The following is a 23,602-nucleotide window of genomic DNA, read 5'->3' on the forward strand; positions in this document are numbered from 1 at the left end:
AATCAAGACCTGACCCCTTTCCCGAGGAGCTCGAGCACGGAGAGCGTGAGGGCCGAGATTCCGGTGCGGATCGTCGGCTCGCGGTCGGGCGCGAACCGTGAGTTGTGGGGCCCGGGGACGAAGCGGCCCTCTTTCGCCGCAGCGGCGAGCTCGCCCGGTGCGATCGCACCGACGCGGAGCTGGACGGAGGGGACGCCGGCGACCCGGCCGTAGACGCCGAAGTCCTCGGAAGAGCTCGCGGGCTCGTGCGGGACGACGTTCGCGTCGCCGAGTCCGCGACGAAGCGCCGACGAGAGGCGAGCCGCGAGGGCGGGGTCGTTGACGACGACCTCGGACGCCTCCCGAGGATCGATCACGATTTCCGGCGGTCGCGGCGCGCCGGCCGCCGCCGCCTCGGCCTTTGCGATCCGCTCGATCGCCGCGAGGAGCTGCTTCTGCACCTCGGGCTTGTAGGAGCGGACGGTCAGCTCGAGCTTCGCCTCGTCGGGGATGATGTTCCGCTTGGTCCCCGCGTGGATCGTGCCGACCGTGACGACAGCCGGGTCGAACGGGTTGACCTCGCGCGACACGATGCTCTGGAGCGTCACCACGGCGCGGGCCGCGATCAGGACGGGGTCGATCGTCCTCTGCGGGGAGGCCCCGTGGCCGCCGCGCCCGTAGAAGGTGATGTCGACGGCGTTCGAGGCGGCAGAGGCCGGCCCTGACGGAACACCGACACTGCCGGAGGGGATGAGGTTGCTGACGTGGAGGCCCACGACGAAATCCGGCTTCGGGAACCGCGTGAAGAGCCCGTCCCGGATCATCCGCTCGGCGCCCTGGAGCACCTCCTCCGCGGGCTGCCCCACGAAGACGAGAGTGCCGCTCCACCGCGCCTTCGCGCGTGCGAGGAGCGTGGCCGCGCCGACCCAGGACGTCATGTGGACGTCGTGGCCGCAGGCGTGCATCACGGGGACGGTCTCGCCCGCGTCGTTCGTCGTCGAGACGGTGCTCGCGTAGGGGAGCCCCGTCTGCTCTTTCATCGGCAGGGCATCCAGGTCGGTCCTCACGAGGACGGTCGGACCGGGGCCGTTCGCGAGGACGCCGACGACGCCGGTCCCTCCGACGTGCTCGGTGACCTCGAACCCGGCCACGCGCAGCCGCGCCGCCATCTCGGCGGCGGTGCGCTTCTCGCGCAGGGAGAGCTCCGGGTTCCGGTGGAGGTCGAGGTAGAGGGCGTCGAGCGAAGGGTAGAGCGCGTCGAGCCCGACGAGGCCGGGCGGCTCGGCCCCTCGCGCTTGATTCGAGCCGAGCAGGAGGATCGCGAGCAGTGTGACCAGTGGGGCCGCTGCCTGGGCGACCGAGCGGGAGACACTATAATAGAAAATCAAGACCTGACCCCTTTCCCCGGAACTCCCGCTTCGGCGTGACGGGGCTGATCCGGCCCGGAAGGGGGCCCCGGGGGGGGGGGGGGGGGGGGGGGGGGGGGGGGGGGGGGGGGGGGTGGGGGGGGGGGGGGGGGGGGGGGGGGGGGCGCGGGGCGGGGGGGGGGGGGGGGGGGGGGGGGGCCGCCGGGGGGGGGGGGGGGGACGCGCCCGGCGTCTTCGTCTTCTCTTCGACCTTCAGCGCTTCGAAGCCTTCCGGCGCGCCGCGGGCCGCTTTTCCGCCGCGGTACGCGAGCGTGGCGACGGTGTGGCGGAGGAGGTCGCGGGCGGGGTCTTTCTCCATGGCGTCTTCCTTCTCTCGGGCACGGCCGGCCGGAGCTCGTCCAGGATCGAGAACGGGCCGGAGCGCAGGGAGTCCAGCTCGTCCTCGAAGAACGTGGCGATCCGCTCGGGGTCGGGGACGAGGCCTGCGTCGGTGGCGACGCCGACGACGACGTGGCCGTCGTAGCTGAAGATGGAGACGCCGAGGCCCATGCGGCCCGACTGCGGAACCCAGAACATCATGTCGGACATGCGGACGCCGGCGAAATAGACCGGCTGCTTCGGGCCCACGACGTTCGTCATGACGGCCGTCGACTTGCTGCCGAACATGTCGACGACGAAGGAGGCCACCTCGGCGGGCGCCAGGCCGAGGGCGTTCAGGATCTGGAACGCCACGAACGGCTCCGGCGTCTTCTTGATGGCGTCCATCCTCCGCTTCACGAGCTGGAGCCGTTCGGCCGGGTCGCGCTCGCCGATGGGGAGGGCGAGGTAGATGAGCCCGAAGCGGTTCCCGAGCTCGTCGGCTTGCGACGGCGGCCTGAGGTTGACCGGCACCATGGCGTTGACGTCCTTGCCGTCGGGCTTGTCGCCGCGAAAGAGGAGGTAGCGGCGGAGGGCGCCGGTGACGGCCGTGAGAAGGACGTCGTTGACGGTGCCGCCGATGCGCCGCGAGATCGCCTTGACGTCGTCCACGGCGATCCTGCGCGACCAGGCGGCCCGTTTGGCGACGCCGAGAGGGCCCTTGAGGACCGTCGGCGGGTCAGCGGGGCGGACGAGCATCTTCGCGAGGATTCCGGCCCCTTCCATCGCCGTCTGGGCGACCTCCAGGACGTGCGAGGGGTGGAGGAGCGATTCGACCGTCTGCGTCGCGATCGCGTCGGCCGCCTGTCGCGTGCTCACGACCAGGCGCTGGACCCCTTCGAAGAGCGACGTGATCCGGCTCCCGACGCTCTTCTCGTGAAGGGCCTTCGGCGCCGACTTCGGCCACGGGGCGTCCGCCACCGTGTCGGTGGAGGACAGGAGGACGTGGACGAGGGCGATGCCGTCCCCGATGCAGTGGTGAAACCGCAGGAGGACGACCGCGCCGCCGCAGTAGTTCTCGATGAGGTGGATCTGCCAGAGGGGCTTGCTGAAGTCGAGCGGCGTCGACATCAGGTCGCTCACGGTGTCGCGGAGAGCCCGGTCGTCGCACGGCCCGGGAAGCGCGATCCGGTGGATGTGGGCGTCGAGGGCGAAGGTCGGGTCCTTCACCCAGCGCGCCGAGGCCCCCGACTGCTTCACCCTGTGGCGAAGCCGCGGGAAGCGTTCGACCATCCTCACCTTCACGGTGTCCTTCAGCCGGGCGAAGTCGAGCGGCTCGTCGAAGACGTAGATCCCCGTCACCATCATCAGGTTCGTGGGGTCTTCCATGTGGAGCCATGCGGTATCGACGGGAGTCAGGGGGGTGCCGTCCGCCACGTTGTCGCCCATGTGGCGAATCGTAGCGTCAGCACGCCCGAAGTCCGCGCTGAAAACGCCTCGCGCGGCGCCGGGGCGCCGCGCGAGGGACGGACCGCGAGGTACTGGGGCGCTACTGCCCGACGGGCTCGTCGACGAGGTCTTCGACGTCGACCGCCGGGTCGGGCGGGAGCTTGTCGAGCTCGGCCTGGACGAGCTCCTTGTGGTGGACCTCGTCTCCCTGCAGCTCGACGAAGAGGGCCTTGACCTCGGGGTCGGTGATCGACGGGATCGCCGCGGTGAAGTAGGCGTGGGCCTTGATCTCGGACTCGAGGGCGACCTCGAGGGCCCGGCGGGGCGACATGAACGCCCGCGCCTGGTCGTAGTCGGGGGCCTCGACGCCCCAGAGCATCGAGCGGCTCATCCGGGAAGGGGCGTCGCCGAAGAGCTCCTTGCGCCGGACGGCGATCTCCTCGCCGTGCTTGGCCTCGTACTGGGCCATCAGCCGGTAGAACTTCGCGGCGTCGGCGGTGTGGTGGACCTCCATCTGGTCCGCGAACTCTCCGTAGCGCTCCCGGGCCTCGTCCTCGATCAGGATGGCGAGGTCGAGGGCGTCTTTCAGGTCGAGGCGGGTGAAGTCGACTGTCTGGCTCATCGCAGCACTCCCAGGGCCATTCCGATGGCCCCGCACCGATGGATCTTAGCCCGTGAGCCGGCGCCCGGCGCAGCGTAAGATCGACGATCGCGATGGAAGAAGAAACGCTCGTAACGCTCCTCGAGCGGTCCGTCCGCCGGAACGTCGATCTTCCCGCCTTTTCCGACTTCCCGGGCCCCACCCTGACCTACGGCGAGGTCGCGGGACGCGTCGCCCGGCTCCACGCGGCGTTCCGTGAGCTGCACGTGAAGGCCGGGACGAAAGTGGCGCTCCTCGGTCGGAACTCCTCGGGCTGGGCGACGGCCTACCTCGCGATCCTCTCTCACGGGGCCGTCGCGGTGCCGATCCTCCCGGATTTCCGGGAGGAGGACATCCACCACATCCTGAACCACTCCGAATCGGCCCTCCTCCTGACGACCGAGGCGTTCCTGGAGCGGCTCGATCCCGGGAAGATGCCGGGGGTGAAGGCGGTCCTTTCGACGAAAGACCTTTCGCCCCTCTTCGCGAGGCGCGAAGGGCTGGCGGCGTGCCTGCGGAAGGCCGACGATGTCGCGCGCTCCCTCCCGGCCCCCGGTTCGGGATCGATCTCCTGGGCCCGGCCGAGCCCCGAAGACCTCGCCTCCATCGTCTACACGTCGGGGACGACCGGCTTCTCGAAGGGAGTCATGCTCCCTCACCGGAGCCTCCTCGAGAACGTCCTCTTCGCGCAGAAGCACATGCCGCTCGAGGCGGGAGACGCCCTCGTCTCGTTCCTTCCGCTCGCTCACGCCTTCGGCTGCGCGTTCGAGTTCCTCTTCCCGGTCTCCGTCGGCTGCCGGATCGCCTTCCTCGACAAGACCCCCTCGCCCCAGGTCATCCTGAAGGCGTTCGGCGCCGAGAAGCCGCGTCTCGTCCTCACGGTCCCGCTCGTCCTCGAGAAGATCTACGCCAAGCGGGTCCGCCCCTTCCTCGAGAAGCCGGCCGTGAAGCTGCTGACGAGGGTCCCGGCGCTGCGGCGGAGGATCGACGCCCTCCTCCGAAAGAAGCTCGTCGACGCGTTCGGCGGGCGGGTCCTGGAGGTCGTCGTCGGCGGGGCGGCGCTGAACCCGACCGTCGAGGAGTTCCTGCTGCGGATCGGCTTTCCGGTCACCGTCGGCTACGGCATGACCGAGTGCGGACCCCTCCTGACGTACGCCGGATGGCGCGAGCACAAGGCCCAGGGAGTGGGCCGCGTCGTCGACGGGATGGAGCTCGTCGTCGACTCTCCCGACCCGTCCCGCGTGCCGGGAGAGGTGAAGGTCCGCGGGCCGCACGTCATGGCGGGCTACTACAAGAGCCCGGAAGCGACCCGGGAGGTCCTCGACGAGGCCGGCTGGCTGAGGACCGGAGATCTCGGCCTCCTCGACGCCGACGGCTTCCTGACGCTGCGCGGCCGGTCGAAGACGATGTTCCTGGGCGCGACGGGCCAGAACGTCTACCCCGAGGAGATCGAGGCCCGGTTGAACGCGCTGCCGTTCGTGGCCGAGTCGCTCGTCGTCGAGCGGGACCACCGCCTTCACGCCCTGGTCTATCCCGACCTCGAGGCCGCGGATGCCGCGCACGTGGGGCACGAGGGGATCCTCAGGGAGATGGAGCGGAACCGGCAGAAGCTCAACGGCAGGCTGCCTCCTTTCTGCCAGGTCGGGGCGATCGAGATCGTCCCGGAGGAGTTCCAGAAGACCCCGACTCGGAAGATCAAGCGCTTCCTCTACGCCGGGCGCGCGAGTTGAGGCCGGGTCTGGTCTAATTCCGCTCCATGAAAGAGCGGTCGTGGAAACGCGCCGGCTGACCTCGGAGCTGGGCCTTCCCGGCGGGATCGTCCGGATCGAGATGGACGTCCCGATGGGTGACGTGCCGATGGAGCGGCTCCTCCCGGCCCTGCAGGCGACGGCGGACGCCCTCGTCTCGCACGCGGCCGCGCAGTCGGTCGCCGAAGGGAAGCCGGTCTCCTGTGCCGCCGCGTGCGGCGCCTGCTGCCGGCAGCTCGTCCCCATCGCGCCGGCCGAGGCCCGGCAGCTGGCGGTCCTCGTCGAAGGGCTTCCCGAGCCGCGCCGCGCGGTCGTGAAGGAGCGATTCGCCGAGGCACTGCGGCGAGCCGGAGAAGCGGGGCTCCTTCCCGGGCTCGAGGCAAGGGAGGCGTCCGGGGGCGGTACCGCCAGAGAGACCGCCCTTGCATACTTCCGCCTCGGAATCCCCTGCCCGTTCCTCGAGTCCGAGAGCTGCTCGATCTACGAGGACAGGCCCATCGCCTGCCGCGAGTACCTCGTGACCTCTCCGCCCGCCAACTGCGCTGCGCCGACCCGCGAGTCCATAGACACCGTCCACCTCCCGACGCGCGTCTGGGCGGCCGTCGCATGGGAGGAGGAGGGGAGCGAGGACTTCGCGAAGGCCACCTGGCTGCCGCTCGTTCTCTCCCTCGTCTGGGCGGCGAAGAACCCTCGCGGTCAGGCTCCCAAACCGGGGCCCGAGCTCCTCCGCAGCGTCTACGCGCGCTTCTCGCGTGACCGGACGAGAGAGGGGAAACGGGGATGACGGTCGAGGCGGGGCGGAAGCTGGGGCGCTACGTCCTCTCGCGCAAGCTGGGCGCAGGGGGAATGGCCGAGGTCTGGGAGGCGTTCGACGAGGGGCTCCACCGCAGCGTCGCCGTGAAGGTCGTCCGCGACGAGATCGCGGGGGAGGCCGAGTTCCGCGAGCGCTTCATCCGCGAGGCACGCCTCGCGGCGCAGCTCGAGCACCCCCGCATCCTCCCGATCTACGACTTCGGGACGGAGGCGGGCGTCACCTACCTCGTCATGCCGCTCCTGCCGGGCGGAAGCCTGAAGGAGAGGATCAGCGGGCCGATGCCGGCCGACGAGGCCGTGGAGGCGCTCGCCGCCATCGCCGCGGCGCTCGACCACGCGCACGCGCGCGGCGTCCTCCACCGCGACGTGAAGCCGGCGAACGTCCTCGTCGACGCCTCGGGAAGCCTCCTCCTCGCCGACTTCGGCCTCGCCAAGAACACCGCGGTCTCCTCCGAGCTGACGGCGGCCGGAATGGTCATCGGTACGCCTGCGTACATGGCCCCGGAGCAGGCGATCGGCCGGCCGGTCGACTCCCGGGCCGACCAGTACGCCCTCGGCATCGTGGCGTTCGAGCTGCTCACCGGCCGGACGCCGTTTCGGAGCGAGTCGCCCTTCGCCATCCTCGACAAGCACCTGCGCGAGGCGCCTCCGCCGCCCTCCGCCTTCGTCCCGGGCCTCTCGCCCGCGGTCGACGCCATCCTCGCGAAGGCGCTGGCCAAGAAGCCGGAGGACCGCTTCGGGACCTGTCGCCAGATGGTCGAGGGGCTTGCCGCGGCGCTCGGCGCCTCGATGCCGTTGCGGGCCTCCACGGCCATGAGGGCCGCGCCGCTCCTCGACCCGACGTGGATCTCGGGCTCGGCGACGCCCCCTCCGGGGACCCCTCCGCCCGCGCCGCGTCCGGCGCACCTGACGCTGCCTGCCCCGAATACGGCGGTCACGGTCAGGCGTTCGGCGACTTCCGCTCCCGCGACGGGAGCGGTCATCGCCGCGATCGTCGTCGTCGCGCTCCTCTTCATCGGCGTTGCGGGAGGCGTCGGCTGGATGCTCTTCGGGTCGAAGGGAGCTCCCGTCGGGCCCGTCGCAGGGGGCGCGGACCTGCCGACGCCGATGCCGGCCGGGGCGGTACCCTCTCCAGTTTCGGAACCGGCGGGGACCGGTGACACGACGGCGGAAGGCCTTCCTCCCGGTGAGACACCGGCTCCGGCCGACGATGCGGGGAGGATCACCATCGAGGAGCTCGGCGTGCCGACGGCGCCGCCGACGGCTGCTTCGGGTCCGACGCCGGTTCCCGTCCGGAGCGTGGCGCCGGCCTCGTCAGCGGCCGCTCCCACCCCCGTGCCGCTGCCCGTCGTCGTCCCGTCCCCGGTGGAGCCGCAGAGGCCAGCGGAACCCGCGGGCACCGCGAGCTCCGCTGGGAAGCTCGAGCGCGTCGTCCCCTTCCGGACGAACGAGTCGGTACCCGTCGGGATCGAGGACCGTTTCATCACGATCGAGGCGGTCGAGGTGACGAGCTGGCCGAAGCCGGACGAGGTCCGGAAGGCCGAGGGAAAGCCGGGCGAGACGACGAAGCTGACGGTGAAGTTCACGTACGCGAACCGCGACGACGACGACTGGAAGTGCATCTATCGCGTCCAGGTCCTCGACGAGAAGGGGACGGAAATCGGCTCCGGCGTCCAGGAGCGGACGCTGAACGGAACCGAGGCGGGAGACACGAACCGCGTCTCCGTGCAGATGAAGACGCTCGACTTTCCGAGGGCCGCCAGGCTCCGGGTGAGGATCATCGCCCGTCCCGATTGAAGGCGACCGGGGGTCCCGCACCGCCGGGTGTGGATAATCGCGGTACCCGATCATGTCGCTCCCTTCAGGGTCCCGCCTGGGCCCATTCGAGGTCGTTCTCCCCCTCGGCTCCGGGGGGATGGGAGAGGTGTACCTCGCGCGCGACCCGAGGATCGGCCGGGAGGTCGCGCTCAAGGTCCTCTCGACGGGCGTGGCGGCCGATCCGCAGAAGGTCGCCCGTTTCGGGCGCGAGGCGCATCTCCTCGCCCAGCTGAACCACCCGAACATCGCGGCGCTCTACGAGTTCGACGAGGACGGCGCCACGCGCTTCCTCGTTCTCGAGTACGTTCCCGGAGAGACGCTGGCGGAGAGGATCCGGCGCGGACGGCCGCCGGTGAGGGAGGCGCTCGAGACCGGCCGGCAGATGGCGGTCGCGCTGGAGGCCGCCCACCGCAGCGGGATCATCCACCGTGACCTGAAGCCCGCGAACGTGAAGGTGACGCCCGACGGACGGCTGAAGCTCCTCGACTTCGGCCTCGCGAAGGCCCTCGAAGGGGAGAGCGCGCCCGCGACGCCTCCCGACGGCATCTCGGCGGCCGACACGCACGAGGGTCTCGTCGTCGGCACGGCGGCCTACATGAGCCCCGAGCAGGCGCGGGGTCTCACGCTCGACGCGAAGACGGACCTCTGGTCGTTCGGCTGCGTCCTCTTCGAGCTGCTCACCGGCCGCCAGGCGTTCTCGGGGAGCTCGATCTCGGACGTCCTGGCTTCGATCCTGGTGCGCGAGCCCGACTGGAACGCCCTGCCCGAAGACACCCCTGTCGGCGCCCGGCTTCTGCTCCAGCGATGCCTGCACAAAGACGCGGCCCGCCGACCTGCGGACGCCGGGCTCATCGCGACCGAGATCGAGGAGATCCTCTCGGGCCGTTCCGCGGGCGCGGAGACGAAGGCTCTACACGGGGCCGCCTGGCCGCGCCGGCGCCGTCTGTTCCGGAGGGCCGCGTTCGTCTGTCTCGGACTTGCCGTGATGGCCGCCGCCGCGCTCGTGGCTCTCCGCTCGTGGCGGGAAATACCGGCGGCCCAGCGGCCGCTCCCGGACGCGAAAGTCCTCGCCGTCCTTCCGTTCCGGGACCTGACCGGAAGGGCGGACGGCCCGCTGGTCGCGGATGGCCTCGCGGAAACCCTCTCGGCACAGCTCGCCCGCGCCCCGGGTGTCCAGGTCCTCACACCGCTGGCGACGGCCGCCTTTCGCGACGACGCCGACGGGGCGCGGCTCTCGCGGCAGCTCGGGGCGACACTCGTCCTCCGGGGCTCCGTCCAGCGTGCGGGAGAGCTCGTCCGCGTGAGCTGGCTCCTGGTCGCGGGGTCCGGAGGGGCTCCGCTCGGGGGCGACACGCAGACCGGTCCCGCGGACGACCTCTTCGCGCTGCAGGACCGGGTCGCCGCGGGCGTCGCCGCGGCCCTGGGCCTGGCGACGGCGCCCGGTGCCGCCCCCTCGGGGCCGAAGGGTGAGGTATCGCAGGAGAGGTATCTCGCCGCGCTCGGGCACCTGCAGAAGTACCAGGACGCGGCGTCGGTCGACGCCGCCATCGTGCTGCTCGAGAAGCTCTGCGCCGAAGAGGCGGCGTGGGCCCCGGCTCACGCCGCGCTCGCGCGGGCCTACCTCGCGAAGAGGTTCCTCACGCGCGAGCCGGTCTGGCTGGACCGGGCGCGCGAGGCGGGACTTCGGGCGGAGCGGATCGACGGCGCGCTCCCCGAGGTGCAGCTGACGATGGGGCGGGTCGCCACGGAGTCGGGTGATCCCGAGGGCGCGGCCGCCGCGTTCCGGAAGGTCCTCGACCGCCAGAGTGCCGACGTGGAGGCGCTCCTCGGCCTCGCCGATGCCCTCGTCCTGGCGGGGAAAGCCGGCGACGCGGAGGGGGCGGCCCGGCGCGCTCTCGTCGCGAGCCCCTCGTACTGGGCGGTGCACAACAAGCTCGGCATCGTCCTCGTCTCGTCGGGGCGGGTCGAGGAGGCGGTGGCGGCCTTCCGCCGCGCGGTGGAGCTGGCCCCGGAGAACGCGCTCTCCCTCGTGAACCTCGGCTCCGCGCTCGTCCTGGCGGGGCGTCTCGAAGACGCCTCCCGCGCTCTGGGGCGGAGCATCGACGTCGAGCCGACGGCGCAGGCCCTCTCGGCCCTCGGCACGGTCGAGTACTACAGGGGCCGGTTCGACGAGGCGGTGGCCCGCTGCGAGGAGGCCGTCGCCCTCCTGCCGGGGTTCTCGACGCTGTGGGTCAACCTGGGCGACGCTCGCCGCTGGTCGGCCTCGTCCCGGCACAGAGCGGCCGAGGCCTACGCTCGGGCGATCGCGGCGGCCGGCCAGGACCTGCGCGTCAACCCGAGGGACGTCGACGCCCACCTCGCCCTCGCGGCGTCCTACGCCAAGACGGGCCGGACAGCCGAGGCCGCCCCCCACGTTGCTGCCGCGGTCGCGGCGGACCCCGAGAACCCCGACGTCCTGTACCAGGCGGCCGTCTGCGAGGCCGCTGCCGGGCGGAACCCCGAGGCGGCCGACCTGCTGGCCCGCGCCGTCGCGCGCGGAGCCCCCCGCTGGCAGGTCGATGCGGACCCCGAGCTGGGCGCCGTCCGTGCGTCGGCGGCGTATCGGGAGAAGGCTGCCCGAGTGGGAACGGCGAGACCAGGAAAGCGCTGAATCGGAACAGAGAATTGGAAGGAGACGTCACATGAGACACCGGCACCCTCGCACCGCCCCCCTCGCCCTCGCGCTCCTCGCGGCCGCCGCGACGGCTGCGTGCGCCACGCCGGGCTCCCCGGACCGCCCTCGCGGGGAGAACGAGGCCCCCGTCGCACGAGATCCTCGTCCGAACGAAGGTCGACGCGAGCGGGGGCATCGTCATCACCCCCGACCCGGCGATCGTGCGCGCCGGGCAGAAGCTCGTCTTCGACAGCTGCTGCGAGAGCCTCAAGATCACCTGGAAGACGCCGGTGGCCGGGATCCCGGAGCCGCGCTGCGAGGGGGGCGAGTGCACGCTCGTCGCGCCGCGGGTGAACGAGCCGACGGAAGTCCTCTACGACGTCTCCGGGAAGTGCGGGGGGAGGGAGTTCCACGTCGACCCGAGGCTGATCTTCACGCGGTGAAGAGCGGAGTCGTCGTCCTCGCGCTCCTCGCGAGCCCGATCGCCGGCGAGGCGCCGGCCGGTCGATCGGCCGCGTCGAGGCGCCGGACAGCTCCGAGGTCCGGGCGTCCGTCCGGAGAGGAGTGCTTTGCCGATTGCGTCGATCCTGCGCCGGACCGCCCGACTAGCTTCGCTGCGGGGAGACGGCCGCCGTGAGCGGTTCGGAAGGTTGGTCGCTGGTCGAAGGTGACCGAGACTGAGGGGCGGCGGTCAGCCCGGCGCGGGAGCTAGGGCCGTCCCGAGGCGAAGGCTTCGTTGCGGGAGAACGGACGTCAGTGCGAGGAATGCCGGCGAAGCGCCTATGGCCGAGCTGTTTTTTCGGATGGGCTAGACGGCTCGTCAAGTGGTCAAGACTGCAAGGCCGGCGAGGGGGCGAAAGACCTTAGGCCGGGCGAACGGCGAGGAGTTTTTAGATGTCGCCCGGACGCTGGGCGGTGAGGACAGCCGGGTGGGCGTTTGCTTACGAAGAGTAAGTGACGGAGAAGACCGTGCGCTAAACCGGTCGGGGAGCGTGATGGTGCCGGGAGCCGATTGCGCGAGGTGCGAATGGGGGCTTTGCAAGACGAAGAGCCGCAGGCCGATTCCAGGTCCGCAGATTGTTAGAAATTGATACGAGCGGCCGAGGGCGGAGTCACTTATCGAAGAGCATGCCGTACGGGCCCGGTCGCCGACGGACGGTGCGCTCGCTCGGGACCTTCCATCGTCTGGTCACGGAGAGCTTCGAGTTCCCGCTCCTCGGCCGGGGGGCGAGAGTCCACGCCAATCGTGCCGGCTATCGCGAGTCGGAGCCGGCGTTCGTCGAGGTCGGGGACGGGCCGCTCGAGACCGTTCTGACGATGACGCCGATCCCCGCCCTTCGGGGCCGGCTCCTCCTGGCGGAGGAGCCCCGCCGTCGGCCAGCTCGTGCGTCCGTGGAAGGCTCGGGGAACCTCTCGAGTCGGACGCACGGACGCCGCGGGTCGCTTGAGCTTCGAGGAGAGCAGGCGTCCGGCTGGATTCTCGCCGGTGGCCCGGCCTGCGCATTGACGCCGCTGCGGCCGCTTCCGGGAGACGAGGAGCACGACTACCGTTGTGCCTTCGGCCCGGCGACGCTTTCGCTCGTCCTGGCGCCGCCGACGGTGCCGCTCTCGCCGGAGAGTGGCTCTTCCTGCGGATGAACGGCGCCCCCGTCCCGGTCCCGTTCCTCCGCCAGCACCTCTGCCCTCGGCCTGCGTCCGCGACGGACGGCAGGCCGGATCGACTCGTCGGCCTGCGCCGTCTCTCGTGGAAGGTTCGCGGCGCGGGCGGCGTCTTCGCGTCCGTCGCCTCGGGCAGACGGAGGCCTCCTGACGACGAGAGCCCTGCAGCCCGGAGAACGCGCGGAGGAGATCGTCACGCTGCGCGCCGTCTCGCGAGTCACACCCTAGAATCGGGCGTGCGATTTCCGCGTCTCGCCCTCGCTCTTTCCATCCCGCTCCTCGCCGCGGCGACGGGCGCGGCGCGCCCGGCTTCGACGGAGGCGGTTGCCCCCGCGGTCGCCGCCGCCCTCGACGAGGCGGCCGCCGGCCGCTTCGCGCGCCTCGCGCTCGACTGCGTCCACCGGGAGTACCCGAACAAGATCGCCCACGTGATGAACGCCGACGCCGACGCGAAGCCGCCGCGCGCGCTGACGCCGGCGTTCTACGGCTGCTTCGACTGGCACTCCTCCGTCCACGGCCACTGGCTCCTCGCCCGGCTCGCGAGACTCCACCCGACGGCGCCTTTCGCCGCCGAGGCCCGCGCGGCGCTCGCCAGGAGCCTGACCGAGGCGAACGTCGCAGGGGAGGTCGCCTACCTCTCGGCGCCGGGGCGGGTCGGCTTCGAGAGGCCCTACGGCCTCGCCTGGCTCCTGGCGCTCGCCGCCGAGCTGCGCGAGTGGGACGACCCCGAGGCGCGGGCGTGGTCGAAGGCGCTCGCGCCGCTCGAGGCGAAGGGCGCAGAGCAGCTCTTCGCGTGGGTCCCGAAGCTCGCCTACCCGATCCGCGAGGGAGAGCACCCGCAGACGGCGTTCGCTTTCGGCCTCGTCCTCGACTGGGCGCGCGGCGCCAGCGAGACGGCGAAGGCGGACCTCCTCGCACGCCGCGTCGTCGAGCTCTACGGCAAGGACACGGGCTGCCCGATCGGCTACGAGCCCTCCGGGCAGGACTTCCTCTCGCCCTGCATCGCCGAGGCCGACCTGATGCGGCGGGTGTTGCCGCCGGACCGGTTCGCCGCGTGGCTCTCGGCCTTCCTTCCGGGTCTCCCGAAGGACGGCTCCGCGAAGTGGCTCGCGCCCGGCATCGTGACCGATCGCACCGACGGCAAGCTCATCCACCTCGACGGCCTCAACCTCTCGCGTGCCTGGATGCTGCAGGGGATCGCCGCCGGGCTGCCGAAGGGCGACGCGCGCCTCCCCGCCCTCCGGGCCACCGCCGACGCCCACGCGAAGGCGAGCCTTCCGAGCGTCACCTCCGAGCACTACGAAGGCAGCCACTGGCTCGGGACGTTCGCCGTCTATCTCCTGACGGAGAGGGGGCTTCCGGCGTCCCTCCCGCGCTGAGCCGGCCGAATCGCCCTCCGGGATGACGTCCGTCATCCCGGTCCGGCCTCCGGCGCGTGCTACGGTTCCTGCCATGACGATGCACGCCCACGACCATGACCACGGACACGATCACTCCCATGAGGGCGACGGCTTCGTCTTCGGCCACGAGGTCCTCGGGATTCTCGCGGACCGCGGCGGGCGGCTCCCGGTCGCCGAGCTGAAGAGCGCCGCGAGCGCGGCCTTCGGCGAGCAGGCCGTGTACGGGAACTGCCACGGCGACCGGTTCGACTTCGAGGGGCTCCTCGCCTTCCTCTCCTCGGCGGGGAAGCTCTCCCTCGACGGAGACCACGCCGCCCTCGGGCGCAACCCCGGCTGCTCCGGGCACTGACGGGATCGGTCCGTCCCCTCGCCGGACTGCCGGGTCCGCGCGGATCGATGGACGCTGGCGCGCGCGGAAGGGAATAGACTTCTCCACCGGTCCACCAGCGTCCGTATCTTTCCCGGCGTAAGCCGGAGAGGGGGACAGAAGATGATCACTTCGTGGGCGATCCGCCGCGGTCTCCAGCGTGGTCTCCTGCCCGTTCTCGCCGTCTCGATCGCGGTCTCGTCCTCCGAAGCGGCCGCTCAGACGTCGACCGTCACACGCCTCTTCTCCGGTGTCGCCTCGGCCGGCGGTGCGAACGGCACGCTCTGGCGCTCCGAGGTCGTCCTCTCGAACACGAGGGCGGTCTCGACCGACGTCACGCTCCGGATCGTCCCGCGCAACGCGACGAACGTCGTCGCGACGAAGGCGCTGACACTGGCCGCCGGGCAGACGCAAAGGCTCCCGGACCTCTACGCGGCGATGGGGGCGTCCTCGGGCGCCGGGACGCTGCGCGTCACGGGCGACGTGCTCGTCTGGGTCCGGACGTACAACCAGGGTGCGAGCGGGACGTTCGGGATGGACGTGCCGGGCGTCACGGAAGACGAAGGCTTCGCGGCGGGTGCGCCGGTCCTGTTTCCCATCCAGACGCCCGTGAACGCTTTGCGGGAGTTCCGCTCGAACCTCCTCGTCACGAACCTCGAGGCGACGCGGGTGACCCTCACCCTCCAGGCGGGGGCGGCGGTCAGGACGTACGATGTGGAGCCCGGCACCTTTCAGCAGATCGACGGCGTCGGCGCCTGGCTCGGCGCCCCGAACGGCCCGTCGATGCTCACCGTCGTCTCGACGGGGCGCTGGTTCGGCCTCGTCACCTCGATCGACCCCGTCCTCGGCGACCCGACGGGAATACGCGGGCTGACGGGCGAGACGCGCGCGACGACGGTCTTCCCCGGCGTCGCCTCGGCGTCGGGGATGAACGGGACCCTCTGGCGCTCGGAGGCCCGCATCTACAACCCGGGGCTCACGGCCCGGACGGTTGGGCTCGAGATCCTCCCGCGGGGAGGGTCGAGCGTCGCGGCCTCGACCGTCCTGAGCCTGGGTCCTCTCGAGCTGAGAAGCCTCGCCGACGTCTACGCTGCGGTCGGAGCGCCGACCGGCGCCGGGACCCTCCGCGTCACGGGCGACGTCGTGACCTGGGTGAGGACGTTCAACAAGGGGCCCGAGGCGACGTTCGGGACGGACGTTCCCCAGGTCGTGCCGGGCGTCGCGTTCGGCGCCGGGGCGCGCGTCGCCTTCCCGGTCCACACCGCGGCGAACGTGGCGACGGGGTTCCGTTCCAACTTCCTCGTCTTCAACCACGAAGCGCGAGAGATCACGTGCACCTTCAAGGGCGCCGGAGTGTCCGCGACCCTCGCCGTCCCGTCGGGGAGCTTCGTCCAGAAGGACAACCTCGGGGCCTTCCTCGGCCTCGCACCCGGTACTGCGACGGTTTCGGTGAGCGCGAATGGCCGCTGGTCCGCGATCGTCACCGCCATCGACCCGTTCCTCGGCGACCCGACGACGGTCCTCGGGCTCCTCACGACGCCGAACCCTGTGCCGACGGGCGAGGGAATCCCGGACGGGGCGGCCGCGACCGCCACGATCGGCACGGGTGGAGGGTCCGTCTCCTCGCCCGACGGAAGGCTCACGCTCACCGTCCCGGCCGGCGCGCTCTCCGGGCCCGTCTCGTTCACGGTGCAGCCGGTCACGAACCTCGCCTGGGGCGGCCTCGGGAGGGCGTACCGGCTCACGCCGGAGAGGACCGTCTTCGCCAAGCCCGCGACGCTCACGTTCGCCCTGACCGCGGACGACACCTCCGTCGTCAGCACCGGTGGGCTGGGGGTCGGCTTCCAGGACGCGGACGGCTACTGGCACTGGGTCCCGGGGGCGACCCGCGACCTCGCGGCAAAGAGGGTCAGCCTCCCGCTGTCGAGCCTCTCGCCCGTCCCGGCGTCGGCGGGATGGACGGCGCCACCCCTGGCGAGCCTCGGGAAGGCGTTCGTATTCCGCGGAGACTTCACGCTCCTCGAGGGGTTCGTCCTCCGGCCCGAAAGTGCCACGGTCAAGGCGAACGGGATCGTCCCGTTCACCGTCTCCTGGTGCTACATGTCGAGCGACGAGGACGTCTCCGCGGGCGGCGGCTCGCCCGGCCGCTGGCCCGGCTCGACGTGCGCGCCGTACTTTCTCAAGGAGCGGATCCTCCCGCTCTGGTACGTCAACGCGATCTTCAGGGGCGACGCGCGCGTCGGCACGGTTGTGATGGAGGACGACATCCACGCGAAGTACACGGCGCCTGACAAGGCCCCGACCCCCGACGTCGTCGCCGTCGCCGCAGAGGTCGGCGACTGGTACGACCTCAGGGAGGTGACGGTCACCTCGCGGGTGAAGGTCCTCGGCGACGACTATCGTGGGACGTTCACGTTGAGGAGGAGCGGCCTCGACAAGGCGAGCTACGCGGTCCGCGGCGAGGCCGAGCTCGAGACGTTCCTCGAGAACGAGAACGGCGTGTCCTACAACATGACTGGGACGCTGACGATCGATGGCTCCTTCGACTGGATGGGGATGACCTGTACGTGTGCGGACTCCGTCACGAAGCCGATCCCCGCCGACGCGGTCTTCGCGGTCCAGCGCAAGCCGTCGCTCGCCCAGCGGTGGGTGATGCCGGGCGTGCAGTGGACGTTCCGGTGCGGGCCGCCGCCGGGGTCGCCGATCCCGTTCGCGATCCAGTACTTCGTCGCCCCCGCGGGAGACTGCAGCGTGCAGTCCTGGGTGCCGCTCGGGGACGAGAGCCACCTCGCCGGGAGCTTCACCTCCGCCTGCAATCTCGCGGTCACGATCAACGGCAGCTGGGACTTCCAGGCGGAGTGAGACGAGTGCGGCGGCCCGACGAGGGCCGCCGCACGCCCTGCCCATAGAATGGCCGGTCGTGAGGCCGCGTATCGGAAGCACGCCCCGCCGGTTCGAGGCGGGAGGCCGGTCCTTCACCCTCCGCCGCGACGCGCACGGCGTGATGCACGCCGCCGCCGTGGACGACCTCGCGCTCGCCACGGCGTACGGATTCGCCCATGCCCACGACCGGGCCCTCCAGATGCTCCTGGTCAGGGTCATCGGCCAGGGGCGGCTCTGCGAGCTGCTCGACGACTCGCCCGCCTCCCTTGCGATCGACCTCTTCATGCGTCGAAACCTCTTCGCGGCCTGCTCGGCGGAGGAGGCCGCGGCTCTCGGCGGACGGGCGCGCGACCTGGCCGAGGCCTACGCCGTGGGCGTGAACGCCCGCCTCGCTCGCGGCCGGCCCTGGGAGCTGCGGCTCCTCGGAGTCCCGGACGAACCGTGGCGCCCTGCCGACACTCTCCTCACGCTCCGGCTCATGAGCTTCGTCGGCCTCGCGCAGGCGCAGGGAGACGCGGAGATCGTCCTCCTCCAGGCGCTGCGTGCGGGGGTCGACGCCGCGAAGCTCACCCGCCTCTTCCGCCCCCACCTCGAGGGCCTCGACGAGGGGCTCATTGAGGCGATCCGGGCCGTGCGCCACGTGCCGTCCCTCGTCCCCGGGCTCCCGCCACTTCCCGGCCTGCGCGCGAGCAACAACGTCGCCGTGGCGGGGCGCCTGTCGGCCTCGGGCTCCGCGCTCTACGCCAGCGACCCGCACCTCGAGGTGAACCGTCTGCCGGCCATCTGGTACGAGGTCGTCGGCGAGCTGCCCGACGGTGACTTCCGGACCGGCGTCACCGTGCCGGGTGTCCCGGGCCTCGTGATGGGGCGGACCCGCGCGATCGCGGGCGGATTCACCTACGGGTTCGCCGACACGATCGACTTCGTGATCGAGGACGTGCAGGGCGGGCGGTACCGGCGGGCGGGGGAGTGGCGCCCTCTGCAGGAACGTCGCGAGAGGGTCCTGCGGAAAAGGGGCGCGCCCGTCGAGGTCGGAATCTTCGAGACGGACGCGGGTGTCCTCGAGACGCCCGACGGCGTGACGGGCGTCGAAGACGGCCTCTGGCTCGCCCGCGCCTGGACCTGCCGCCGCGACGGCGGCGGCGCGTCGCTCGAGGCGATCCTCGACCTCTGGTCAGCCCAGGACGTCGAGCGCGCGTCCGAGGCCGCGTCGCGCATCGCGATACCCGCGAACTGGCTCTTCTCCGGCAGGGACGGCAGGGTCGCCGCGCAGCAGTCGGGCCTCCTCCCGCGTCGCCGGCGCGGAACGGGACTCCTGCCGCTCCGGGGCTGGGAGCCGGGGGACCTCGCCGACGGCACGCTCCCTCCGGCCTCCCTCGCCCGCGTCCTCGACCCGCCCGAGGGGCTTCTCGTCACCGCGAACGACGGCGGTCACGGCGCGTGGACGCCCGTCGGCGTCACGCTCTCGATGGGGAGCGACCGGGCCGATCGCCTCCGCGAGCTCCTCTGCGCGAAGCTGTCGTCTGGTCACGCGCTCGTGGCCGAGGACCTCGGCGACCTGCAGTCCGACCTCGTCTCCGGCCAGGCCCGGCGCCTTCTGGCGGCGCTCGACGCGGACCTGCCCGATCTCCCCGCGGTCCGCTTCCTGCGCGCCTGGGACCGGCGCTACGACGCTTCGTCGACGGGTGCCGTCCTCTTCGAGAGGCTCTACGTGGCTTTCTGCGAGGAGCTCTTCGGCGAAGGCCTCTTCGGCGCCGAGGCGTGGAGGGCCCTGCGCGACGCCTCCCTCGTCCACCCGTTCTTCTTTCGCCTCTTCGACGACGTCCTCGCCCGCGAGGAAGGTCCCGAGTGGTTCGGCGCGTGTGGGAAGAAGGCGTTCGTCTCCCGCGTCGCCCGCGCGGCGCTCGACGGCGTCGACCCGGCCTCGCTCCCCGCCTGGGGCGACACGCGCCCCGTCACCATGCGCCACCTCCTCTTCGGCGGAAAGCTCCCGGCGCTCCTCGGCTTCGACCGCGGACCCTTCCCGGTCGTCGGCGGCCGCGCGACCGTCGTCCAGGGTCAGGTCCTCCACCTCGCGGGGCGCGAGGCGGCCTTCTGCCCGTCCTGGCGCTTCGTCGCCGACCTCGCGACCGACACGGCCGAGACCGCCCTGGCCGGCGGCCCCTCCGACCGCCGCTTCTCGCGCTGGTACGCGAGCGACGTCGCGCGCTGGCTCGCCTTCGAGCGGAAGACGCTGATGCCCGGGACAGGGAGCAGGGCGCTCGCTGGCGCGGGCGGGAACGCCTCCCTACAATCGCAGCGTGAGCAGCCGTGAGGAGAGGGCGAGCTGGCCGGTCCGGCGGTATGCCCTCGGCGAGGAGCCGGAGGGAATCGGCCCCGACGTGGCTGCGCTCACGGTCTCGCAGCGAATCGCCCTCGTCGAGCGCCTGACCCGGAACGCCTGGGCGTTGGATGGGGAGCCCGCCGATGGAGCGCGACTTCGTCGAGATGTTGTCCGCACGGAGCGCGGCCGGAGCTGAGTACCTCGTCGTCGGGGCCCACGCCCTCGCGGCTCACGGCGTACCGAGGGCCACGGGCGATCTCGACATCTGGGTCCGGGCGACCCCCGACGTGCGGGAGGGTCCTCGAGGCCCTCCGCAGCTTCGGCGAGCCGCCCTTCGACCTCGATCGAGGACCGGCGCGGAGGTCGTCATCCATGGCGTCGGCCCGTGAGGATCGACTCTCACCAGCACAGCGGCGTCGCATGAGCAGGCGGGGGAGAGGGGGGGTCCTGGGGGGAGGAGCTCCTGAAACAAGGGGACCGACGCCAAGGACCTCCTCGACGCCAGTACGCTCGAAGGCCCGGACCGCAGCCCCTGAGCCATTCCGAAGCCCGGTGCCACGAACCCCGGTGCCAGGCGTGAAACCGTGTATTGTTTTCAACAATACACGGTTTCACGCCTGGCACGATCTCGGGGTGTCGGACGATCTCGGGCGATCGCGGGCGCGCCGTCCGGCGACGGACCCGGTCCGGTCCGTGGTCTCGCCTCGCGATACCATCGTCCGCCGGAGGATCCGATGAATTCACGTTCCCGGCGCTTCGCGCGCCTCTCGGCCCCCCTCACTCTCGCCGCCGCGGCCCTCGCCCTCGCTCTCCCGGCCGCGGCCCAGACGAAGCTCCTCCGGTTCCCCGACGTTCATGGGAACCGCGTGGCCTTCTGCTATGGCGGCGACATCTGGACGGCGTCCACGGGCGGCGGCCTCGCCTCCCGCGTGACGGCGCACCCGGGGCAGGAGCTCTTCCCGAAGTTCTCGCCCGACGGGAAGTGGATCGCCTTCACCGGCCAGTACGAGGGTGACGAGCAGGTCTACGTCGTCCCTGCCGATGGCGGCGTCCCGAAGCGCCTCACGTGGTACCCGGCGCACGGTCCGGGCGCGCCGCGGCACGGCGGCGACAACCAGGTCTACGGCTGGACGCCCGACGGGGCGAAGGTCCTCTTCCGCTCCCTCCGCGACGCCGAGAGCGCGATGGTCCAGACGGCGCTCTACATCGTCCCGGTGACGGGCGGCCTCCCGGTGAAGCTCCCGATGTACACGGCGGGCGCGGGCGAATTCAGCCCCGACGGCAAGCGGCTCGTTTACTCGCCCCTCTTCCGCGACTTCCGCACCTGGAAGCGCTACGAGGGGGGCTGGGCGCAGGACCTCTACGTCTACGACCTGGCGGCGGGGACGCAGACCGTCCTCGCGCCGTCGAAGCGGACCGAGCGCGACCCGATGTGGATCGGCGAGAAGATCTTCTTCGTCTCCGACCGGGACGGCACGCTCAACCTCTACTCCGTCGCGGCGGACGGCTCCGGGCTCGAGAAGCTGACGCAGTCGACGACCTGGGACGTCCGCTGGGCGAGCTCGGACGGCGCCGGGCAGATCGCCTACGAGCTCGGCGGCGAGCTGCGCCTCTGGGACGTGAAGGCGAAGAAGGAGACCGCCCTCGCCATCACCGTCCCGTCCGACGGCCTCGCTTCGCGGCCTGCCCGCGTCTGGGCCGAGAAGCGGATCGAGGGCTTCGGCCTCTCGCCGAAGGGTGAGCGCGCCCTCTTCGTCGCCCGCGGCGACGTCTTCACCGCGCCGATCGAGAAGGGGCCGACCCGCAACCTGACGCGCTCCTCGAACGCCCACGACAAGCACGCCACCTGGTCCCCCGACGGCAAGACGATCGCGTACGTCTCCGACCGCACGGGCGAGGAGCAGCTCTGGCTCGTCCCGCAGGACGGTTCCGGGAAGCCGGAACAGCTGACGACGACGTTCGGGTCGATGCTCACGGCGCCGGCCTGGTCGCCGGACGGAGCGCGCCTCGCCCTCGCCGACAAGGACGGGAAGCTCTACGTCGTGACGGTGTCCGGCAAGAAGGTCGTCGAGATCGCCGACGACCGCTTCGGCGGCATCTTCGACTACGCCTGGTCGCCCGACGGCGCGCACCTCGCGTTCTCGATGGGCGAGCACACCCAGATGCGCGTCCTCCACGCCTGGAGCGTGGCGGACGGCAAGGTCAGGCGCCTGACGAGCGAGATGTTCTCGTCGTTCGGCCCCGCGTGGGACCCCGAGGGCAAGCTCCTCTACTTCCTCTCGAATCGCGAGTTCGCGCCCCAGATCTCCGACATCGAGTGGAACTACGCCGGCAACCGCAGGACCGGCATCTTCGCCCTCGCCCTCCGGAAGGACGTCGCGAACCCCTTCGCCCCCGAGAGCGACGAGGTGAACGCGGCCGACGCGAAGGACGGGAAGAAGGACGCCGCAAAGAAGGACGGCGACGACAAGGACGCCGCCGACGCGAAGAAGGGCGACGCGAAGGACGCGAAGAAGGAGGCCGCGAAGCCGCCGAAGCCCGTCGTCGTCGAGTGGGACGGCCTCGCCTCGCGGGTGGTCCGCGTCCCGGTGGAGGCCGACAACCTCGACGGGCTCACCGTGACGAAGACGGCCCTCCTCTACGCGAAGGAAGGGGCGGCGTTCTACGGCCGCGACAGCGACCGGAAGACCTCCCTCGCGATCTTCGACCTGAAGGAGCGCGAGGAGAGCGAGCTCGTCGCCGACGTCGACGGCTGGGCCGTGTCGGACGACGGGAAGAAGGTCCTCGTCCGCGGCGGCGGCAAGGAGAAGGGCTTCAAGCTCTGGGACGTCAAGCCGAAGGCGAAGGAGCCGAAGAGCGTCTCGACGAAGGAGCTCGCCGTCGACCGCGTCCCCGCCGAGGAGTGGGCGACGATCTTCGACGAGGTCTGGCGCCGCTACCGCGACTTCTTCTACGTCCGCAACATGCACGGGTACGACTGGAAGGCGATCGGCGACCGATACCGGCAGCTCCTGCCGCACGTCTCGCACCGCTCCGACCTCACGTACGTCCTCGGCGAGATGGTCTCCGAGCTGAGCGTCGGGCACGCCTACGTCGAGGAGGGAGACATCGAGCGCCCGGCGCGGGCGAAGGCAGGGCTCCCCGGTGCCCGCTTCGAGCTCGACGAGAAGGCCGGGCGCTACCGCATCACGAAGATCTTCCGCGGCCACAACGAGGAGGAGAAGTACCGCTCGCCCCTCACGGCGGTCGGCGTCGACGCCCGCGTGGGCGACTACGTCCTCGCCGTCGACGGCGAGGAATTGAAGGGGAGCGACAACCCTTACCGACTCCTGGCGCACAAGACGCACCCCGTCACCCTCACGCTGAACGCGAAGCCCTCCCTCGAGGGGGCGCGCAAGGCGACCTACGAGCCGGTGGACGACGAGGCGGACCTCCTCTACCTCGACTGGGTCCTCGAGAACCACGAGAAGGTGACGAAGCTCTCCGGCGGGCGGGTCGGGTACCTGCACATCCCCGACATGGGCGCCCCCGGCATCTACGAGTTCCTGAAGTGGTACTACCCGCAGATTCGCAAGGAGGGGCTCGTCGTCGACGTCCGCTCCAACGGCGGGGGCAACGTCTCGCAGTGGATCCTCGAGCGGCTCGATTCGAAGCTCCTCGGGACCCGCTTCGGGATGGCGAGCGACGAGCCGATGACCTACCCCTACGCCGTCTTCCACGGGCACATGGCGGCGCTCATCAGCGAGACCTCCGCCTCGGACGGCGACATCTTCCCGGCGCGCTTCAAGAAGGCGGGCCTCGGCCCTCTGATCGGCAAGCGGACCTGGGGCGGCGTCGTCGGCATCTCGGGCCGCGGTCCGCTTCTCGACGGCGGGCAGGTCTTCGTCCCGCAGCAGGCGACGAACGACGTGGACGGGAGCTACATCATCGAAGGGCTGGGCGTGTCGCCGGACATCGAGGTCGAGAACGACCCGGTCTCGGTGGCGGCCGGGCGTGACCCGCAGCTGGAGCGGGGCGTGGCGGAGGTCCTGAAGGCGATCGAGAAGGACCCGAAGAGGCTCCCGAAGAGGCCCGCGGACCCGGTGAAGACGAAGTAGACCAGGGCGGGAGCGGGGAGCGGGCAGGGCCCGCTCCCCGTCCGGCGGC

The 23,602-nt window shown here is 71.5% G+C and carries 15 protein-coding genes; 12 read left to right on the forward strand and 3 right to left on the reverse strand.

All coding sequences use genetic code 11. From position 1 onward, the window contains the following. Nucleotides 1-2: 2 nt before the first annotated feature. The 3 genes from IPN03_11480 to IPN03_11490 all read right to left on the reverse strand — a co-directional run bounded on the left by IPN03_11480 (nt 3) and on the right by IPN03_11490 (nt 3,774). Nucleotides 3-1,316: an amidohydrolase gene (locus IPN03_11480; GenBank protein MBK9374322.1), complete on the reverse strand. Its 1,314-nt coding sequence runs from the start codon at nt 1,314-1,316 to the stop codon at nt 3-5. A 282-nt stretch (nt 1,317-1,598) separates the two neighbouring features. Beyond that, nucleotides 1,599-3,152 (reverse strand): wax ester/triacylglycerol synthase family O-acyltransferase, encoded by a 1,554-nt coding sequence (locus tag IPN03_11485; protein ID MBK9374323.1) that lies wholly within the window; start codon nt 3,150-3,152, stop codon nt 1,599-1,601. 100 nt (nt 3,153-3,252) lie between these two features. Then, nucleotides 3,253-3,774, reverse strand: coding sequence for a ferritin family protein (locus tag IPN03_11490; GenBank protein MBK9374324.1), 522 nt, complete (start codon nt 3,772-3,774; stop codon nt 3,253-3,255). Between the two features lie 92 nt (nt 3,775-3,866). Here IPN03_11490 and IPN03_11495 point away from each other — a divergent pair, with 92 nt between their 5' ends. The 12 genes from IPN03_11495 to IPN03_11550 all read left to right on the forward strand — a co-directional run bounded on the left by IPN03_11495 (nt 3,867) and on the right by IPN03_11550 (nt 23,553). Next, nucleotides 3,867-5,522 carry an AMP-binding protein gene (locus IPN03_11495; protein ID MBK9374325.1) on the forward strand — a complete coding sequence of 552 codons (1,656 nt, stop codon included), beginning with the start codon at nt 3,867-3,869 and terminating at the stop codon, nt 5,520-5,522. A gap of 40 nt (nt 5,523-5,562) precedes the next feature. Next, a complete protein-coding gene (locus IPN03_11500) occupies nt 5,563-6,324 on the forward strand; it encodes a YkgJ family cysteine cluster protein (GenBank protein MBK9374326.1) in 762 nt (253 codons plus the stop codon). Further along, a complete protein-coding gene (locus IPN03_11505; GenBank protein MBK9374327.1) occupies nt 6,321-8,150 on the forward strand; it encodes a protein kinase in 1,830 nt (609 codons plus the stop codon). The genes IPN03_11500 and IPN03_11505 overlap by 4 nt, the downstream gene beginning before the upstream one ends. 52 nt (nt 8,151-8,202) lie before the next feature. After that, on the forward strand, nt 8,203-10,821 hold the full coding sequence (locus tag IPN03_11510; GenBank protein MBK9374328.1) for a protein kinase: 2,619 nt from the start codon (nt 8,203-8,205) through the stop codon (nt 10,819-10,821). A 224-nt stretch (nt 10,822-11,045) separates the two neighbouring features. Next, nucleotides 11,046-11,267 (forward strand): hypothetical protein, encoded by a 222-nt coding sequence (locus IPN03_11515; protein ID MBK9374329.1) that lies wholly within the window; start codon nt 11,046-11,048, stop codon nt 11,265-11,267. A 685-nt stretch (nt 11,268-11,952) separates the two neighbouring features. Then, nucleotides 11,953-12,462: a hypothetical protein gene (locus IPN03_11520; protein ID MBK9374330.1), complete on the forward strand. Its 510-nt coding sequence runs from the start codon at nt 11,953-11,955 to the stop codon at nt 12,460-12,462. After that, nucleotides 12,459-13,862 (forward strand): DUF2891 domain-containing protein, encoded by a 1,404-nt coding sequence (locus IPN03_11525; protein MBK9374331.1) that lies wholly within the window; start codon nt 12,459-12,461, stop codon nt 13,860-13,862. The genes IPN03_11520 and IPN03_11525 overlap by 4 nt, the downstream gene beginning before the upstream one ends. A gap of 73 nt (nt 13,863-13,935) precedes the next feature. Next, nucleotides 13,936-14,232, forward strand: a complete 297-nt coding sequence (locus IPN03_11530; GenBank protein MBK9374332.1) for a DUF2492 family protein — start codon at nt 13,936-13,938, stop codon at nt 14,230-14,232. Between the two features lie 141 nt (nt 14,233-14,373). Then, on the forward strand, nt 14,374-17,112 hold the full coding sequence (locus IPN03_11535; protein ID MBK9374333.1) for a hypothetical protein: 2,739 nt from the start codon (nt 14,374-14,376) through the stop codon (nt 17,110-17,112). A gap of 58 nt (nt 17,113-17,170) precedes the next feature. Next, nucleotides 17,171-19,447, forward strand: a complete 2,277-nt coding sequence (locus IPN03_11540) for a penicillin acylase family protein (GenBank protein MBK9374334.1) — start codon at nt 17,171-17,173, stop codon at nt 19,445-19,447. After that, nucleotides 19,434-19,652 carry a hypothetical protein gene (locus IPN03_11545; GenBank protein ID MBK9374335.1) on the forward strand — a complete coding sequence of 73 codons (219 nt, stop codon included), beginning with the start codon at nt 19,434-19,436 and terminating at the stop codon, nt 19,650-19,652. The genes IPN03_11540 and IPN03_11545 overlap by 14 nt, the downstream gene beginning before the upstream one ends. A gap of 538 nt (nt 19,653-20,190) precedes the next feature. Then, complete coding sequence (locus tag IPN03_11550) at nt 20,191-23,553, forward strand: PD40 domain-containing protein (protein MBK9374336.1); 3,363 nt, start codon at nt 20,191-20,193, stop codon at nt 23,551-23,553. The last annotated feature ends 49 nt before the right edge of the window (nt 23,554-23,602 follow it).

Source organism: Holophagales bacterium (assembly GCA_016719485.1).
Lineage (GTDB): Bacteria > Acidobacteriota > Thermoanaerobaculia > UBA5066 > UBA5066 > UBA5066.

What these genes read in the sequence shown, in the direction of transcription:
- IPN03_11485 (MBK9374323.1), bottom strand. Translation starts at nt 3,152, where the DNA reads ATGGGCGACAACGTGGCGGACGGCACCCCCCTGACTCCCGTCGATACC.
- IPN03_11490 (MBK9374324.1), bottom strand. Translation starts at nt 3,774, where the DNA reads ATGAGCCAGACAGTCGACTTCACCCGCCTCGACCTGAAAGACGCCCTC.
- IPN03_11495 (MBK9374325.1), top strand. Translation starts at nt 3,867, where the DNA reads ATGGAAGAAGAAACGCTCGTAACGCTCCTCGAGCGGTCCGTCCGCCGG.
- IPN03_11505 (MBK9374327.1), top strand. Translation starts at nt 6,321, where the DNA reads ATGACGGTCGAGGCGGGGCGGAAGCTGGGGCGCTACGTCCTCTCGCGC.
- IPN03_11510 (MBK9374328.1), top strand. Translation starts at nt 8,203, where the DNA reads ATGTCGCTCCCTTCAGGGTCCCGCCTGGGCCCATTCGAGGTCGTTCTC.
- IPN03_11520 (MBK9374330.1), top strand. Translation starts at nt 11,953, where the DNA reads ATGCCGTACGGGCCCGGTCGCCGACGGACGGTGCGCTCGCTCGGGACC.
- IPN03_11525 (MBK9374331.1), top strand. Translation starts at nt 12,459, where the DNA reads ATGAACGGCGCCCCCGTCCCGGTCCCGTTCCTCCGCCAGCACCTCTGC.
- IPN03_11530 (MBK9374332.1), top strand. Translation starts at nt 13,936, where the DNA reads ATGACGATGCACGCCCACGACCATGACCACGGACACGATCACTCCCAT.
- IPN03_11535 (MBK9374333.1), top strand. Translation starts at nt 14,374, where the DNA reads ATGATCACTTCGTGGGCGATCCGCCGCGGTCTCCAGCGTGGTCTCCTG.
- IPN03_11550 (MBK9374336.1), top strand. Translation starts at nt 20,191, where the DNA reads ATGAATTCACGTTCCCGGCGCTTCGCGCGCCTCTCGGCCCCCCTCACT.